This window comes from Streptomyces sp. WZ-12 (genome assembly GCF_028898845.1).
Classification (GTDB): Bacteria; Actinomycetota; Actinomycetes; order Streptomycetales; family Streptomycetaceae; genus Streptomyces.
Map to the genome: position 1 here is coordinate 1,029,778 of NZ_CP118574.1, position 15,525 is coordinate 1,045,302.

The 15,525-nt window shown below is 73.2% G+C and carries 15 protein-coding genes; 10 read left to right on the forward strand and 5 right to left on the reverse strand.

The window, feature by feature from the left end; all coding sequences use genetic code 11:
• Positions 1-191 precede the first annotated feature (191 nt).
• Positions 192-995: a sulfite exporter TauE/SafE family protein gene (locus PV796_RS04155; RefSeq protein ID WP_274911500.1), complete on the reverse strand. Its 804-nt coding sequence runs from the start codon at positions 993-995 to the stop codon at positions 192-194.
• Positions 996-1,115: 120 nt separating this feature from the next.
• Between PV796_RS04155 and PV796_RS04160 the strand changes: the two genes are divergently transcribed.
• Positions 1,116-1,907 (forward strand): AraC family transcriptional regulator, encoded by a 792-nt coding sequence (locus PV796_RS04160; RefSeq protein ID WP_274911502.1) that lies wholly within the window; start codon positions 1,116-1,118, stop codon positions 1,905-1,907.
• An 84-nt stretch (positions 1,908-1,991) separates the two neighbouring features.
• Here the strand turns inward: PV796_RS04160 and PV796_RS04165 are convergent, their stop codons facing one another.
• Positions 1,992-2,810, reverse strand: a complete 819-nt coding sequence (locus PV796_RS04165) for a helix-turn-helix transcriptional regulator (RefSeq protein WP_274911503.1) — start codon at positions 2,808-2,810, stop codon at positions 1,992-1,994.
• Between the two features lie 100 nt (positions 2,811-2,910).
• Here PV796_RS04165 and PV796_RS04170 point away from each other — a divergent pair, with 100 nt between their 5' ends.
• The 6 genes from PV796_RS04170 (at position 2,911) to PV796_RS04195 (ending at position 9,938) form a co-directional block, all read left to right on the forward strand.
• Entirely contained in the window at positions 2,911-3,627 is a 717-nt protein-coding gene (locus tag PV796_RS04170; protein WP_274911504.1) for an SDR family oxidoreductase, read from the forward strand.
• Between the two features lie 135 nt (positions 3,628-3,762).
• A complete protein-coding gene (locus tag PV796_RS04175) occupies positions 3,763-4,821 on the forward strand; it encodes a zinc-binding dehydrogenase (protein WP_274911506.1) in 1,059 nt (352 codons plus the stop codon).
• Positions 4,822-4,939: 118 nt separating this feature from the next.
• A complete protein-coding gene (locus PV796_RS04180; protein WP_274911507.1) occupies positions 4,940-5,359 on the forward strand; it encodes a VOC family protein in 420 nt (139 codons plus the stop codon).
• 247 nt (positions 5,360-5,606) lie between these two features.
• Positions 5,607-7,997, forward strand: coding sequence for an excinuclease ABC subunit UvrA (locus PV796_RS04185; protein WP_274911508.1), 2,391 nt, complete (start codon positions 5,607-5,609; stop codon positions 7,995-7,997).
• Positions 7,998-8,203: 206 nt separating this feature from the next.
• Positions 8,204-9,427, forward strand: a complete 1,224-nt coding sequence (locus PV796_RS04190; RefSeq protein ID WP_274911510.1) for an alginate lyase family protein — start codon at positions 8,204-8,206, stop codon at positions 9,425-9,427.
• Positions 9,428-9,635: 208 nt separating this feature from the next.
• Positions 9,636-9,938 carry a hypothetical protein gene (locus PV796_RS04195; RefSeq protein WP_274911511.1) on the forward strand — a complete coding sequence of 101 codons (303 nt, stop codon included), beginning with the start codon at positions 9,636-9,638 and terminating at the stop codon, positions 9,936-9,938.
• A 12-nt stretch (positions 9,939-9,950) separates the two neighbouring features.
• Here PV796_RS04195 and PV796_RS04200 read toward each other — a convergent pair whose 3' ends face one another.
• The 3 genes from PV796_RS04200 to PV796_RS04210 all read right to left on the reverse strand — a co-directional run bounded on the left by PV796_RS04200 (position 9,951) and on the right by PV796_RS04210 (position 13,636).
• Positions 9,951-11,573 (reverse strand): peptide-N4-asparagine amidase, encoded by a 1,623-nt coding sequence (locus tag PV796_RS04200; RefSeq protein ID WP_274911512.1) that lies wholly within the window; start codon positions 11,571-11,573, stop codon positions 9,951-9,953.
• A gap of 173 nt (positions 11,574-11,746) precedes the next feature.
• On the reverse strand, positions 11,747-12,478 hold the full coding sequence (gene pepE / locus PV796_RS04205) for a dipeptidase PepE (protein WP_274918857.1): 732 nt from the start codon (positions 12,476-12,478) through the stop codon (positions 11,747-11,749).
• 246 nt (positions 12,479-12,724) lie between these two features.
• A complete protein-coding gene (locus PV796_RS04210) occupies positions 12,725-13,636 on the reverse strand; it encodes a LysR family transcriptional regulator (protein ID WP_274911513.1) in 912 nt (303 codons plus the stop codon).
• Positions 13,637-13,766: 130 nt separating this feature from the next.
• On the opposite strand from PV796_RS04210, the gene PV796_RS04215 reads away from it, so the two are divergent.
• The 3 genes from PV796_RS04215 (at position 13,767) to PV796_RS04225 (ending at position 15,498) form a co-directional block, all read left to right on the forward strand.
• Positions 13,767-14,855 carry a YncE family protein gene (locus tag PV796_RS04215; RefSeq protein WP_274911514.1) on the forward strand — a complete coding sequence of 363 codons (1,089 nt, stop codon included), beginning with the start codon at positions 13,767-13,769 and terminating at the stop codon, positions 14,853-14,855.
• 123 nt (positions 14,856-14,978) lie between these two features.
• Positions 14,979-15,254, forward strand: coding sequence for a hypothetical protein (locus tag PV796_RS04220; protein ID WP_274911515.1), 276 nt, complete (start codon positions 14,979-14,981; stop codon positions 15,252-15,254).
• Between the two features lies 1 nt (position 15,255).
• Positions 15,256-15,498 (forward strand): hypothetical protein, encoded by a 243-nt coding sequence (locus PV796_RS04225; RefSeq protein WP_274911516.1) that lies wholly within the window; start codon positions 15,256-15,258, stop codon positions 15,496-15,498.
• Positions 15,499-15,525 lie beyond the last annotated feature (27 nt).

A 15,525-nucleotide genomic window follows, 5' to 3' on the forward strand; every position in this document is an offset into this window, starting at 1 on the left:
CTCTCGGCAGCCTTCCCCGGCGCCTCCATGCCCGGTTGCCGCTGAAAGAACGTCAGCAGCGCGTCAAAAAACCGGAGAAGTCGGTGTAATCGGGGAATTGACGGGTGTGCGGGTGAGTGCAGGGGTGCACCGGCGACTCGACGGCCGGACCGCCAGGCACCGGCAGCCACCCACTGCCTGGCCGGTCCGCGTCAGCCCGCCAGCAGCATCGCCACCGCCACCACGGCCAACAGGCCGATGTACGCCCAGGCATAGAGGCGGTCCGGGATGCGCGGCGGGCGGCGGCGCAGCACCGCGATCACCGGTAGCGCCCCCAGCAGCAACGCCGCGGCGGAGAGCGGGTCGACGAGGCCCACCAGATGTCGATGCGCATCGGCAGCGGTGGTGACCGTGGCGCCGGCGAGCGAGACCACGGTGGCCGGGAGCGCGATGGCGAGCGTGAGGGGGTTGGCCAACGTGGTCGCCACCCGCATCGTGTGCCCGGCCCGCCGCAGCGCGGGCACGGTCATGACGCTGCCGCCGACGCCCAGGAAGGCGGCGACCGCTCCGACCGGCGCGCCGAGGACGGCCGGCATCGGCCGCGGCGCGCCGTCGGCCGCCTCGACCCGGGCGGGCGGGCGCAGGAAGCCCGGGCGCAGGAGCAGGTCGACGATGGTGAGGGCGATGTACCCGACGAACGCCCAACGGACCAGATCGGCCGGGGCGAGGCGGGTGGCGAGGGCGCCGACGGCGGCGCCGACCGCCAGCAGCAGGAGCAGCGCCCGACTGCCGCGGAGGGTGGCGAGCACCCGCCGCGGTGTGACGGCCGTCGCGAAGCCCGCGTTGACCACCATCACCAGCGCCGAGGTGGCCGTCGCCACCCGCATCGCGTCCCCGCCGAGCGCGGCGTCCGCCCACACCACGACCGGGACCGCGACGAACCCTCCGCCGAACCCGAACAACACCGTCGTGACTCCGGTCAGGAGCCCGATCCCTAGCAATGCCACAACGTCCACGGAACCCACCCCACCAGTCCCGACCCCGTGCCCGCATGCGAAGACCAGCACGGTTCTTGCGCGTCCCGGCCAACGCGCGACCCGGCCCGCGTCTCCGTACGCGGCCAGTACGGTTGCCCGGTGAAGAACGTCTCCCTGGACGACATCGACCACGTCGACCGGGTCGTCCTGCCGATCGGCACCGATTACCCACCCGGCCACCTCCTGGACTGGCACCAACACCGCCGCGCCCAATTCCTCTACGGCGCCACCGGGGTGATGGTGGTCGACACCGCCGAGGGCACCTGGACCGTCCCGCCCGAGCGGGCCGTGCTGATTCCGGCGGCGACCCCACACCGGGTCCGGATGCTGGGGGTGAGCACCCGGAGCCTCTACATCGAGCCGGACGCCGTGCCGTGGTGGCCGGCCACCTGCACGGTGGTGGACGTGCCGCCGTTGCTCCGCGAACTCCTGCTGAGCGCCGTCGAGTTCGAGGTCGACTACGGCCCCTCCGGGCGAGAGGGCTGCATCGCCGCGCTCCTGCTCCACGAGATCGCGGCGCGCGCCCCCCTGCCGTTCCACGTCGCCCTTCCCCCCTCCCCCGACCTGGCAGGGCTCTGCCGCGCGTACCTGGCCACACCCGATGTCGCCGTCACCAACGCCGCCTGGGCCGCGCGGACGGCCATGAGCGAACGGGCCTTCACCCGGCGCTTCCGCTCGGAGACCGGCGACAGCCCGGCCGTCTGGCGGGCCCGTGCCCGCCTGTTGGCGGCCGTCCCCTGGCTGCGCGACGGCACCGTCAGCGAGGTCGCCGGGCGCCTCGGCTACGCCTCGCCCGCCGCGTTCACCGCCGCCTTCACCCGCGCCTTCGGGCTGCCGCCGTCCCGCTTCACCGCGCGCGGCCGTGGTCCCGACCTCGGCCGCCAGTCCTAGGGCGCTTCTGACGGCGCGGCCCGTTGCCCGACTGCGTGGCCGCGTGGCCGTCCGTGTCTGGCACCCCGCGCCGCCCGCGTCCGGTCAGCGCGCGGGCAGGTGCCTGGCGAGCCCGCGCAGGGCCCGTGCGGACGGTGATCCGGGGTCGGCCGTGACCAGGACGACCTCCTGGTCGTCCTCCGGTACGAGCAGGACGTCACAGTTCAACCGCAGGGTGCCCGCGACGGGATGGGCCAGGGTCTTGGTGCGGTGCCCGGGTGCGTGGATCGGGCGGGCTTCCCAGATCCGGCGGAACTCCTCGCTGCCGGACCGGAGTTCGGTAAGCAGCGCGGCGAGTCGGGCGTCCTGCGGATAGCGGTCCGCGGCCCGGCGCAGCCGCGCCACGACGAGGTGTCCGAACTCCTCGGCACCGGAGCTCTCGACGCCGGGTCCCTGTCCGAGGAAGCGGCGCCGGGCCAGGTTCGTGGTGCCGCGCCCCAGGTCGTTGCCGAACAGTGCCTGGGCCAACGGGTTCCAGGCGACGACGCCGTAGGTCGCGTCGGTGACCAGGGCGGCGGTCTCCGGCAGGCGTCGGAGCAGGCCGGACACGTGCGGGCGGACCCGTCGCTGCGCGCTGGTGCCCGGCGGTGCGGGCGTGCCGGCCAGGCGGAACAGGTGACTGCGCTCGGCCGGGGTCAGTCGCAGCGCCCGGGCCAGTCCGTCCAGGATCCGGGGCGACGGCCTGGGGCCGCGGGCCTGTTCCAACCGCGTGTAGTAGTCGACGGACAGGTGGGCCAGCTCCGCGACCTCCTCGCGTCGCAGGCCCGGTGTCCGGCGACGGGCGTCGGTCGGCAGGCCGAGCGCGTGCGGTTGCAGGTCCGCCCGGCGGTCCCGTAGGAAGCGGGCCAGCTCCTGTCGCGCCATACCGCGCCTCCTGACTGCCGATCGCCGTCCGCGGTCCCTCCCCCTGCCTGGTACAGGTTGTCCCTGGCAGGGCGATCCGTGCCAGAGGAGCGTAGCGGGCATGAACGAGCGCACCGCACTGATCACCGGAGCCAACAAGGGCATCGGCCGCCACATCGCCGGCCAACTCGCCGCGGAGGGCCTCACCGTGTACGTCGGGTCCCGGGACGCCGAACGCGGGCAACGGGCCGTCGAGGAAGTCGGCGGCGGCGCCCGCCTGTTGGTGCTCGACGTGACGGACGCCGACAGCGTCGCCCGGGCCGCGGCGCGGGTGGAACGGCTGGACGTGCTGGTCAACAACGCGGGCATCGCTCCCACGCTGGTCCCGCCGACCGGGGCCACCGTCGAGGAGTTCCGGCGCACGTACGAGACCAATGTGTTCGCCGTCGTCGCGGTGACCAACGCGTTCCTGCCCGTGCTGCGCCGCTCCCCGCACCCGCGGATCGTCAACGTCTCCAGCGGCACCGGCTCGTTGACCTGGAGCACGCACCCCAACCCGCAGTTCGCGCCCGGCAGTGGCGGGGCCGCCGCCTACCGTTCGTCCAAGACCGCCCTCAACGCGCTGACCGTCTGCTACGCGCAGACGCTGGCGGCGGAGGGCTTCAAGGTCAACGCGCTCGCGCCCGGCCTCCGGGCCACCGACCTCAATCCACGGGCCGCCGCGTCCGACGGGGACCCGGCGGAGGCCGCCCGGGGCGCCGTCCGCCTGGCGCTGCTGGCGGACGACGGGCCCACGGGCGGGTTCTTCTCCTGGGATGGAACACCCGTGCCCTGGTGAGGAGTTGACCAGTTCTGGTCCTGCCGTTTCCCCTCCCGGGCTCCCGGCACTCCTGGTGCTCCCGGTCCCAGGATCGGGCGCCTCTGGATGACGCTCGCCGGGTCCGGTGCACTGATGGCCATGAAGGCATGGCAGATGACCACACCCGAAAGCGGGCTGCGGCTCGCGGAGTTGCCCGACCCCGCGCTGCGCGGCGGCGGCGCCACGCTCGACGTGCTCGCCGCGCAGCTCCCCGCGTACACCGAGTCCCTGGTGGCCGGCGGCCGCGGCGGGTTCCCGACGCCGATCGTGTTGGGGCCCGGCGGGATCGGGCGGGTGACGGCGACGGCGGACGACGTGTTCGGGGTGCGGCCGGGCGATGTCGTCATCGCCAACGGGCTGTTCCGGTCCGGGCGGACGGCCCGGCCGGAGGAGGCGCTGCTGGGGTGGACCGGGATCGGGGGCGAGGGGCGCGCCACCCCGACCACCGACCGCATCCGCGCGGTGTGGCGGGACGGGCTGTACGCCGAGCGCGCGGTGCAGCCGGAGCGGGCCCTGGTCGCGCTGCCCGGGGCGGAGACCTATCCGGCGCCGGAGCGGCTCGCGTTCCTGGGGTGGCTCGGGGTCGCGGGCGAGGCCGTCGAACGGGCGGGGGTGGGCGCCGGGCAGGTCGTCGCCGTGGTCGGTGCGACCGGTCAACTCGGGGCCGCGGCGGTGTTGGTGGCGCTCGCCCGCGGCGCCGCGGCGGTGGTCGCGGTCGGTCGCAACCGCGGCGCGCTGGACGCGTTGGCGGCCCTCGACCGGCGCGTGGTGACCGTGCCGCTCACCGGCGACCGCGGGGCCGACGGGCGGGCGATCGCGGCCGCCGCCGGACCGGTCGACGCGGTCATCGACACCCTGGGCGCGGTGCCGAGCCCGGATCCGACGATGGCCGGGTACGACGCGGTGCGCCCCGACGGCACCTGGGTCCTGGTCGGCGGGGTGCGACAGGAACTGCCCCTCCCGTACGGCGACTTCATGCACCGACGGCTGACGCTGCGGGGGTCGTGGATGTACCGCAAGGCGACGGTGCTCGCGCTGTGGTCGATGATCCGCAGCGGCGTCCTCGACCTCTCGGTGCTCGATGTCACGACGGTCGGCCTGGACGACCCCGCGGGCGCGCTGGCCGCGGCGTCCCGCTCGCGGGGGTTGGGGGTCGTCGTCCTCGTACCGTGAAACGGAATATCTCCGACTTAAGCCGCAAAACCTCCCATTTCCCGCATCCACGAGGCGCCCGTCCACCGATCAGTTTTCGAGAAGCCCCGTCGACCGGGCCGTGGCTAGCGTGACGACCATGAACATCACGCTGCACTCGTCCTTCCTCCCGCACACCGATCCGGACGCCTCCCTGGCCTTCTACCGCGACATCCTCGGCTTCGAGGTCCGCAAGGACGTCGGGCAGGGCCCGATGCGCTGGATCACGGTCGGCCCCGCCGACCAGCCCGGCACGTCCGTCGTCCTGGAGCCGCCGGCCGTCGACCCGGGCCTCACCGACGACGAGCGCCGCACCATCACCGAGCTGATGGCCAAGGGCAGCTACGCCCGCATCATCCTGGCCACCGCCGACCTCGACGACACCTTCGCCCGGGTCCAGGCCAGCGGCGCCGAGGTCGTCCAGGAGCCGATCGAGCAGCCGTACGGGGTGCGCGACTGCGCCTTCCGGGACCCCGCGGGCAATCTGGTCCGGATCAACGAGGTCGCCGAACTCCGCTGAGCCGTCCGGCGATCACGGCCGCGACCTGCGCGGACGGCGCGGCGCGGGAGCCCGCGCCGATCACCAACCGGTGCCAGGCGGGGGCCGACCCCGCCCCACCCGGCACCGCGGGCCCGGACCGCGGCTACCGTTGCCGCGAGACCGCACCCATCAAGCAGAATCCGACATAGCGCCCGAACCAGAACAGACCACTACTGGCGTCGTCGATGGAGGTCGCACAGGCGGCCCGCCCACACCTGGAGACAGCATGAGCACGTCCTTGAGGACGGACGCCCCGGCGTCCGCGCCGCACGCCGCCGACAGCCACGACATGATCCGCGTGCACGGCGCGCGCGAGAACAACCTCAAGGACGTCAGCATCGAGATCCCCAAGCGCCGGCTGACGGTGTTCACCGGGGTCTCCGGCTCGGGCAAGAGCTCGCTGGTCTTCGACACGGTCGCCGCCGAGTCGCAGCGGCTGATCAACGAGACCTACAGCGCCTTCGTGCAGGGCTTCATGCCGAACCTGGCGCGCCCCGAGGTCGACGTCCTCGACGGACTGACCACCGTGATCACCGTCGACCAGCAGCGGATGGGCGCCGACCCGCGGTCCACCGTCGGCACCGCCACCGACGCCAACGCCATGCTGCGCATCCTCTTCAGCCGGCTCGGCACGCCGCACCTCGGCTCGCCCAAGGCGTACTCCTTCAACGTGGCCTCGATCAGCGGCGCCGGCGCGGTCACCGTGGAGCGCGGCGGGCAAAAGGTGAAGGAGCGGCGCAGCTTCAGCATCACCGGCGGCATGTGCCCGCGCTGCGAGGGCCGGGGCGCGGTCTCCGACCTCGACCTCAGCCAGCTCTACGACGACTCGCTCTCCCTCAACGAGGGCGCACTGACCGTCCCCGGCTACAAGTCCGGCGGCTGGAACTACCGCCTCTACACCGAGTCCGGCCTGGTCGACCCCGACAAGCCGATCCGCAAGTACACCAAGAAGGAGCTCCAGGACTTCCTGTATCGCGAGCCGACCCGGATGAAGATCGCGGGCATCAACATGACCTACGAGGGACTGATCCCGCGGATCCAGAAGTCGATGCTCGCCAAGGACAGGGAGGGCATGCAGCCGCACATCCGGGCCTTCGTGGACCGGGCGGTCACCTTCACCGTGTGTCCGGAGTGCGAGGGCACCCGGCTCACCGCGGCGGCCCGCGCCTCGAAGGTCGCGGGCGTCAGCATCGCGGACGCCTGCGCGATGCAGATCAGCGATCTGGCCGACTGGGTGCGCTCGTTGGACGAGCCGTCGGTGGCGCCGCTGCTGGGCTCGCTGCGGCACACCCTCGACTCGTTCGTGGAGATCGGCCTCGGCTACCTCTCGCTGGACCGGCCCGCGGGCACGCTGTCCGGCGGCGAGGCGCAGCGCGTGAAGATGATCCGCCACCTGGGATCGTCCCTGACCGACGTGACGTACGTCTTCGACGAGCCGACCACCGGTCTGCACCCGCACGACATCCAGCGCATGAACGACCTGCTGTTGCGGCTGCGCGACAAGGGCAACACCGTTCTCGTGGTGGAGCACAAGCCGGAGGTCATCGCGATCGCCGACCACGTCGTGGACCTCGGCCCCGGCGCCGGCACGGAGGGCGGCACGGTCTGCTTCGAGGGCACGGTGGAGGGGTTGCGCGCCAGCGGCACCCGCACCGGCCGCCACCTGGACGACCGGGCCACCGTGCGGGACGCCGTCCGCAAGCCGACCGGCCGGCTGCCGATCCGCGGCGCGGCGACGCACAACCTAAAGGACGTGGACGTCGACCTCCCGCTCGGTGTGCTGTGCGTGGTCACCGGCGTCGCGGGCTCCGGCAAGAGCTCGCTGGTGCACGGCTCGGTGCCGGCCGGCGCCGATGTCGTGTCGATCGACCAGAGCCCGATCCGCGGCTCCCGGCGCAGCAACCCGGCCACCTACACCGGGCTGCTGGAGCCGATCCGCAAGGCGTTCGCCAAGGCCAACGGCGTCAAGCCGGCGCTGTTCAGCGCCAACTCCGAGGGCGCCTGCCCCACGTGCAACGGCGCCGGCGTCCTCTACACCGACCTGGCGATGATGGCCGGCGTCGCCACCACCTGCGAGGACTGCGGGGGCAAGCGGTTCGACGCGTCGGTGTTGGAGTACACCCTCGGCGGGCGGGACATCGCCGAGGTGTTGGCGATGTCGGTGGCCGAGGCGGAGGAGTTCTTCGGCGCGGGCGAGGCGCGCATCCCGGCCGCCCACAAGATCCTCCAGCGGATGGCCGACGTCGGCCTCGGCTACCTCACCCTCGGCCAGCCGCTGACCACGCTCTCCGGCGGCGAACGTCAACGCCTGAAGCTGGCCACGCACATGGCCGAGAAGGGCGGCGTCTACGTCCTGGACGAGCCGACGACCGGCCTGCACCTCGCCGACGTCGAGCACCTGCTCGGCCTGCTCGACCGGCTGGTCGACGCCGGCAAGTCGGTCATCGTCGTCGAGCACCACCAGGCGGTGATGGCGCACGCCGACTGGATCATCGACCTCGGCCCCGGCGCCGGCCACGACGGCGGCCGGGTCGTCTTCGAGGGCACCCCGGCCGACCTCGTCGCGGCCCGCAAGACCCTCACGGGCGAGCATCTGGCCGCATACGTCGGCGCCTGATCAACACCCCCTCGCACAGGGGGCGTTCGAGTGGGAGTGGGCGACCTGCCGCACCGCCAAGGGGGTTGGGTATGGATCCACCCAACCCCCTTGGCATGCCCTCATGTTGGTGCTTCAATGCGCCTCGTCGCGAGCGTTAGGAAGGTTTCCTAACAGCTCCGTGGCGCCCGCTCGCCCTCCCTCCGCTCCCGAGAGGACGGTCCCCGATGGGCCGAAGGACCACGACGGCGGTGACGGCCTCCCTGGCCGGCGCCGCGCTCATCGCCCTGCTACTCCCGCTCACCACCGCGCCCGCCGGCGCCACCCCGGCCCGCCCCACCGCGCCCGCGGCTGCGACCACGGCCAAGCCGTTCCAGCACCCCGGAGTCCTCGTCGGCGACCGGCAGTTGGCCTTCGTCCGCTCGCGACTGGCGGCCGGCGCCGAGCCGTGGAGGTCCGCCTACGCGCAGCTACGGGCCAGCCGTTACGCCGCCCTCGACTGGCGGCCCACACCGCGTGCCACCGTCGAGTGCGGCTCCGGCTCGCACCCCAACCACGGCTGTTCCGACGAGCGCGACGACTCGATGGCCGCGTACACCGACGCGCTCCAGTGGGCCCTCACCCACGACCGGCGGTACGCCGACAAGGCGATCGAGATCATGGATGCCTGGTCGGCAACGATCAAGGGGCACACCAACTCCAACGCCCCGCTCCAGACCGGCTGGTCGGGCAACAACTGGGCCCGCGCCGGCGAGCTGATCCGGCACACCGGGGCGGGCTGGCCGGCCGCCTCCGTCGAACGCTTCGCCACGATGCTGCGCACCGCCTACCTGCCCGAACTGGTGCCGGGCAGCCCGCGCAAGAACGGCAACTGGGAACTGATCGAGACCGACGCGCTGATGGGCATCGCGGTCTTCCTCGACGACCACAAGACCTTCGACCGGGCCGCGACCATGTGGCGCCAACGCCTGCCCGCCTACGTCTACTTGACGTCGGACGGCGCGCTTCCGGTGCCGCCCCCGCGCGCGGGCATCAGCGGGAAGGCCGCACTGGTGAAGTACTGGCAGGGCCAGTCGACCTTCCGCAACGGGCTCGCGCAGGAGACCTGCCGCGACCTCGGGCACACCGGCTGGGGGCTGGAGGCGGCCGCCCAGACCGCCGAGACCGCCCGGCTCCAGGGCCTGGACCTGTGGGCCGAGGGCCGCGACCGCCTGGTCCGGGCCCTGGAGTTCCACGCCGGGTACGCCAACGGCGCGCGCGTGCCGGACTGGCTGTGCAACGGCACGCTCAAGACCGGCCTCGGACCCACGGTCCAACTCGCCTACAACGAGTACCACGTGCGGGAGGGCCTCCCGATGCCCCGGACCCAGATGTACGTGGCCGCGCACAGCCCGTTCGGGGCCAACTACTTCATCGGCTGGGAAACCCTGACCCACACCAACGCCCCGTGAGCGTCCACTCGCCCTGAGCCCCGACACCCTCCGGGGCGCCAACGAGCCCGCCGTTGAATGCCGTTGTGCGGCGCGGCCACCCACCGGTACCCTGAACGGTTTTCCCCCGCAAGGAAGGAGCCCGCCCTCGTGACAGTGAGGACCTCCCGAACCTAGCCGCCCGCCCGGAACGTCCGGGAGAACGGGCGGCGGTTCCGGAAGGAACGCGATGTCCCGAACGGACAGGACCAAACCGCTGTGGGTGCGCTACGCGGAGCACCGCCCCCGGCCGGTCCACGATCACCGGCACGGCGCCTGCGATCTGCCGCCGAGCCCCACCCGGGAGGAGGCCGACACCCGCTGCCGATGGGTACCGGGCGCGCTGCTGTTCGGCTTCACCTGCTGCGCGGGCTGCCGGGTGCGCTCCTGCCGCCGGGAACGACAGGAGCTCGCCAGGATCGGCAACCGCAGGGAGCGCTACGCGGGCCGGCGCGCGGCGCGCCGCCTCGCGGGCGGAGCGGACGACGACTGACCGCCGCCCCGCTCAGCAGCCATGCCGGTCCGCCGTCAACTCGCCCTGCGCCGTGGCCAGGGTGTGGTCGTAGCAGGCGCCCGGGCCGTGGAGGCGGTAGCGCTCGCGGGAGACGCCGGTGGCGTGGCGCTGGTCGCGGGGCACGTTCTGGGTGTAGGCGGCGTCGCCGGTGTAGGTGTCGTCCAGCCGCGACCAGTCGGTGCGCCGTCCGCCGCGCAGGGTCGCGCCGTCGGCGCGGTCGCCCATGGTCATGGTGGTGCGCAGGCGGTTGTTGCCGTCGATGGTGGTGGCGCCGTCCATGGTGTGGGTGCGCTGGTCGCGGGTGGTGGTCGCGGGCCCCCGGCCGCGGACGGTCACCGTTTCGTCGTCGTGCCAGCGCGCCCGGAGCGCGTCCAGCGATTCGTCGGCGTTCCAGCGGTGCGTCGAACTCCCGGACAGTTTCCGGGTGATGGTCGTGGTGACCCGCCCGTGCGAGGTGTTGAGGTATCCGGAGACCGTGAGGGAGTGCCCGCCGTCGGCCGTCAGCCGGCGCTCGGTGCCCGGCTGGTACGCCGTCTTGTTGACGAGGTCGCCCGCGCGGCTCGTGAGCAGCGCCCCGGTCACCCGGGCGGCCTTGGCGTCCTGCCAGACCAGGACGTTGGCGGGGGTGCTCCAGCCGCTCTGCCCCGCGGGCACGCCGACGACCGAAACGGCGATCCGGTGCGGGCGCCCGTCGTTCAACTGGCCGGCGAAGGGCGTGAGATCGTACTCCACCGGGCGGACGTCGAAGGCCCGCGGGCCGGGGATCACGTACCACAGGAAGGGGTTGGACCAACCGCCCGTCCAGACGGTCGGATACGGCGCCGCGATGCCGGCCAGTTTGCCGTCCACCGACACCTGCACCTCGCGGTACGGGCCGTCCTTGGCCTTGCACGAGTACGGCGCCGCGTCCGGCACCGTCAGGTACCAGAACTCCTCGCAGCCGCCGCCCGACCCGGTGGCGTACACCTCGGCGACGATGCGCTCGCTGTTGCGCGGGGTGGTCAACTGCCCCTGGTACACCCCGCCTTCGGTGTGGGCGCCGCGCAGGGTGAGGACCTGATCGGGAGTGCTGGCCGGCTTCGCCCGGCCCTGCGCCAGGTAGAAGGTCAGCGTCACCTTGACCTTGATGACGCCGGTGTAGGTGCCGTCCACAGTGTTGCCGATCAGCATCTCGACGGGCTGCCGGGCGCGCAGTGTGGGGGCGTACCGCGTGACGTCCTTCTCCACCCTCCAGGTGATGCCCTGCGGCGAGGGCTCGGGCGTCGAGGTGCGCAGGACCTCCACGCCGCCGATGTGCAGATAGCCGAGGCGGTCGAACTGCCGCCCGGCCACGGAGCCTTGGAGCCGGAGGACGACCTTGTTCCAACGGTGTCCCCGGCCGCAGGTGTCCGGTGGCGTGTAGGTGCCCCGGTACGGCGTGAAGTCGCGGAACTCGGTGTCGGCGACCGTCACTCGGCAGGACGGGGTGTTGGGGACGGGCACCGGTGGGCCGGCGGTGACCGGGTCGTGCCAGTGGGTGCCGAACTCGGCGGGCGGCGCCGAGGCGGTCGCCGGGCTCACGCCCAGCACCAGGCCGGCGGCAGCGGCGCACAACGTGAGGAACAGTCGTCTCATGGGTCAGGAGTGAAGCGCCTCGAACTCCGGTGCGCCAGTGCTCCTTTGGCCCGATCCGCGGCGGGGCACGGAAATCGCGGGTCCGTCGCGCCCGGCAGCCGGCCCTGGAACCCCCTCCACCTTCCCCCGCTACCCCCAGGCACCGGCCCGGCCGCGTCGCTGTGGGACCCGCCCTAGCCGACCCGGTGGTCGAACTGCGCGCGGGTGGCGAGGAGGGCGCTCAGGTCGGCGCCCGGGGCGTGTTCGACGGGGGCGGCGCCGCGGCGGAACAGACGGGCGCCGGCGGGCAGTCCGTGCAGGGTCAGGCGGTCGCCGGTGCGCTGCAACCAGGTGCCCTCGCGCAGGCCCAGCACCGGGACGTCGTTCTCCTCCAGGAACTGGGTGATCCGCTCCTCACGGGTCTCGCCCATGTGCGCGCTCGCCGGGTCCGGGTCCAGGTAGTGCGGGTTGATCTGGAAGGGCACCAGGCCGAGCGTGGTGAAGGACGGCGGCTGGACGATCGGCATGTCGTTCGTGGTGCGCAGCGTCGGGCAGGCCATGTTGGTGCCGGCGCTGGAACCCATGTAGGGCAGGCCCGCGCGGACCCGCTCGGCGAGGGCGTCCACCAGGCCGCGTTCGTGCAGCGTCTTGAGCAACCGGAAGCTGTTGCCGCCGCCGGTGAACACCGCTTGCGCGGAGGCGACGAGCTCGCGCGGATCGGCGGCGGTGTGTGCGCCGCGCACCCGCACGCCCAGCTTCGTGAAGAAGGCGGCGGCCTTGGCGGTGTAGGCGTCGTGGTCGGCCAGTGCGAAGGGGACGAAGAGCAGCTCCGTCACGCCGTCCAGGTGGTGGGTGATCGCCTCGCGGGCGTGTTCGAGGTAGCCGTGGCCGGGCGCGGAGGAGTTGGAGGGCAGCAGCAGTCGCATGGCGGTGGGCGTGGGCATCAGGGCGGTTCCTCGGCGTGGTGGTCGGCGGGTTGACTGGTTGGCGGGGCTCCACACAGCGGCGCCGAACGCGACCCTATCCCCGACGGCGGGAAACGGGTGCCTGGGCGGCGGCCCCAGTCACCCTCACCGTGCCTGCGGCGCCAACCCCCGCCGCGTCCCCTCCGCCCTGGGCGTCAGCACCGGCCAGAGGGGCGTCCACTCGGGCACGGTCGGGAGCCCTCCCTTTCAGGAGCCCTCGCCCTCCGCCCCCAACGGCGCCAGGGCCGCGGCCGCCAGGCGGTCGCGGAACCAACGGTGCGCCGGGTCGGTCGCGTTGCGGGGGTGCCAGGCCATGCCGAGGTCGAGCGGGGCCAGGTCGAGGGGGATGGGGAAGGTGCGCAGGCCGAGCGCGGCGGTGGTGTCGGGGAGCCAGCCGGACAGGGTGAGGGCGATCAGGTCGTTGTTCCGGGCGAGCATCATCGCGGCGGTGTGACTGGGCACGACGACCGCGATGCGGCGCCGCAGACCGCGTTCGGCGAGCGCCTCGTCGATGGGCCCGAGCCGCTTGCCGAGCCGGGAGATGCCGATGTGGTCGGCCGCGGCGAACCGGCGGGCGTCGATCCGCCCCCGGAAGAGCGGATGGCCGCTGCGGGCGACGCCGAGCAGCGGAATCCGGGCGAGCCGTTGGGTGCGGATCTCCGGGTCCAGGTGTCCCAGCACCCCCAGTTCGACGTCCACCCAGCCCTGCCGCAGACCAGGGCCGCCCTCGACCGCCTCCGGCACGAAGACCACGTCCACGTGCGGGGCCTGCGCGCGGATCCGCTCGGTCAGGGTGCCCGCCAGTCCCGTCAGCAGCAGGTCGGACGCCTGCACGGTGAAGGTGCGTTGGAGGTGCACGGCGTCGAAACCGGTCCCGGGCCGCAGGACGTCGTCGAAGCGGCGCAGCAACGCGCCTACTTCTTCCCGGAGTTCCAGGGCCCGCGGGGTGGGCACCATGCCCTGGCCGGCGCGGACCAGCAGCGGGTCACCGACGGCCCGGCGGAGCCTGGCCAGCGTGCGGCTGACCGCCGCGGGAGACGTGCCGAGAAGCTCCGCGGCGCGGGTCACGCTGTTCTCTTGGAGCAGGGCGTCCAGCACCCGCAGCAGATTGAGATCCATCGACTTCACGCTCCTGAGCTGCATTTTTACGCCTGAGACAAGAACAGGGTGCCAATCTTTGCATTGCTGCTGCCCCCCGCGCGGACGGAGAGTGAAGGCGTCCACGAAGAGGCGTCCACAAGGAGTCCCCATGCCGAAGTCACCCATGCCGCCATCCCCCGAGTCGCCCTCCGCCTCCCCCCGGGCGGGCCGCGAAGGCGATCTGCTGGCCGTGGTCAGCCAGAGCGGGCCGACCGTCTCGTTCTTCGACGCCGCCACCGACCAGCACGTCGGAACCGTCGAAGTGGCCGCCGAACCCCACGAGTTGTGCTTCGATCCCGCGCAGCGACTGCTGTGGTGCACTCACCCCTACTACTCGGGCTACTACCACGCGAACACCGGCCGGCGCACCGAGCTGACCGCCATCGACCCCGACACCCGCCGCGTCGTCGACGTCCTCGACCTCGCCCCCGAACACGGCCCGCACGGGCTGGCGTTGGACCCGGCGCGCCAGCGGCTGTACGTCAGCGTGGAGGGTTCGGAGGACCGTCCAGGCGGCGTCGTGGTGGTCGACACCGCCACCCGTCGGCCGCTGGGCCGCATCGACACGGACGCGCCCGGCCCGCACTGGTTCGCCATCGACCCAACAGGCAGGACGGGTTACGCCACCAACAAGGAGGCACCGTTCGTGTCGGTCGTCGACCTCGAACGGGACGTCCTCACCGCGAAGATCGAGGTGCCGGGCAGCGAGGGGCTCGCGGTCGCCGCCGACGGTCGCGCCTTCGTCGCCGCGCCCTACGCCGACTCCTTCTCCGCCGCCGCGGGCCAGCGGCCGGAGAGCGGCATCCGGGTCCTCGACGGCCGGACGGCGTCCGTCGTGGACACCCTGCCCACGGACGATGTCGTCCTCGCGGTCCACCTCACCTCCACCGGCAGGCTGTTGGTGGGCGAGACGCGCACCGAGCCCGACCCGTCGTCGCCGATCGGTCGCCCGGTACCGGGGCTCCTCACCGTCTTCGACGCCGGGACCCACCGGCGGTTGGGCCAACTGGAGGTCGGGCGGCTCCCGTTGACGATCACCTCGTCGCCCGACGGCCGGCTCGGGTATGTGGCCTGCGTCATCTCGTCCACCGTCGACGTCGTCGACCTGGAGACGCTGCGGCGCCTGGCCCGGTTGGACATCGCCAAGCGCGACGCGCCGGGCGCCCACGGCCTGGCGTACGTTCCGCGGCCGGTCTGAGGCCCGCGGCCGGCCGGCGCGGGGCCGGGGTCCCGGCGGCCGACGCCGAGTTGGGCGTCGGTCGCGTCCGGGGCGGGACACCGCCGCGTCGCGGGGCGTAGCGTACCGGCGGAAGGAGGCCCCATGGACGCCACCCTCAAGACCGTCATCGACGGGGAGCTCGTCGAGCTGCCGGGCACCATCGCCGCGCTCCGCGCCAGCATGACCGCCGACCGGGCCGCCGCGTTCGACCGGGAGATCGAGCACCTGCCGGCGGCCGAGTTGCCGGCCGCGCTGGTGCGTTGGGCGTTGGCCGGGGCGGGCGCCGACGACGAGGACGAGGCCCTCTTCGAGCGCCTGGCCAGGGGCGAGGACATCGGCGCCGTCGACGCCGATCCGGGCTCGGGCGGGCGGCGGTAGCGTGCCCTACCGGTTGCAGTACGCCCCGCCGGCGGACGAGATCCGGCGTGCGATGCCGCGCGCGTTGCGGGGCGCCTTCGACGCGGGGATGGCCCGACTGGCGGCCGATCCGTACGGTCACGGCTCGACGCCGGTGCGGGCCGACGCGGACCGGCGCGAGGCGGCCGCCAGCGGGGTCGTGGTGCGCTACTACGTCAGTGCCACGGTGGCGACGGTGACCGTCGTGCGGGCCGTCCACGTCTGAGGCCCGGGCCGTCCCCGCCCGCGCGAA

Excerpts from the sequence above, each read along its gene's own strand:
- PV796_RS04165 (WP_274911503.1), bottom strand. The coding sequence starts at position 2,810 with ATGGCGCGACAGGAGCTGGCCCGCTTCCTACGGGACCGCCGGGCGGAC.
- PV796_RS04170 (WP_274911504.1), top strand. The coding sequence starts at position 2,911 with ATGAACGAGCGCACCGCACTGATCACCGGAGCCAACAAGGGCATCGGC.
- PV796_RS04175 (WP_274911506.1), top strand. The coding sequence starts at position 3,763 with ATGACCACACCCGAAAGCGGGCTGCGGCTCGCGGAGTTGCCCGACCCC.
- PV796_RS04180 (WP_274911507.1), top strand. The coding sequence starts at position 4,940 with ATGAACATCACGCTGCACTCGTCCTTCCTCCCGCACACCGATCCGGAC.
- PV796_RS04185 (WP_274911508.1), top strand. The coding sequence starts at position 5,607 with ATGAGCACGTCCTTGAGGACGGACGCCCCGGCGTCCGCGCCGCACGCC.
- PV796_RS04190 (WP_274911510.1), top strand. The coding sequence starts at position 8,204 with ATGGGCCGAAGGACCACGACGGCGGTGACGGCCTCCCTGGCCGGCGCC.
- PV796_RS04195 (WP_274911511.1), top strand. The coding sequence starts at position 9,636 with ATGTCCCGAACGGACAGGACCAAACCGCTGTGGGTGCGCTACGCGGAG.
- PV796_RS04200 (WP_274911512.1), bottom strand. The coding sequence starts at position 11,573 with ATGAGACGACTGTTCCTCACGTTGTGCGCCGCTGCCGCCGGCCTGGTG.
- pepE (WP_274918857.1), bottom strand. The coding sequence starts at position 12,478 with ATGCGACTGCTGCTGCCCTCCAACTCCTCCGCGCCCGGCCACGGCTAC.
- PV796_RS04210 (WP_274911513.1), bottom strand. The coding sequence starts at position 13,636 with ATGGATCTCAATCTGCTGCGGGTGCTGGACGCCCTGCTCCAAGAGAAC.
- PV796_RS04215 (WP_274911514.1), top strand. The coding sequence starts at position 13,767 with ATGCCGAAGTCACCCATGCCGCCATCCCCCGAGTCGCCCTCCGCCTCC.
- PV796_RS04220 (WP_274911515.1), top strand. The coding sequence starts at position 14,979 with ATGGACGCCACCCTCAAGACCGTCATCGACGGGGAGCTCGTCGAGCTG.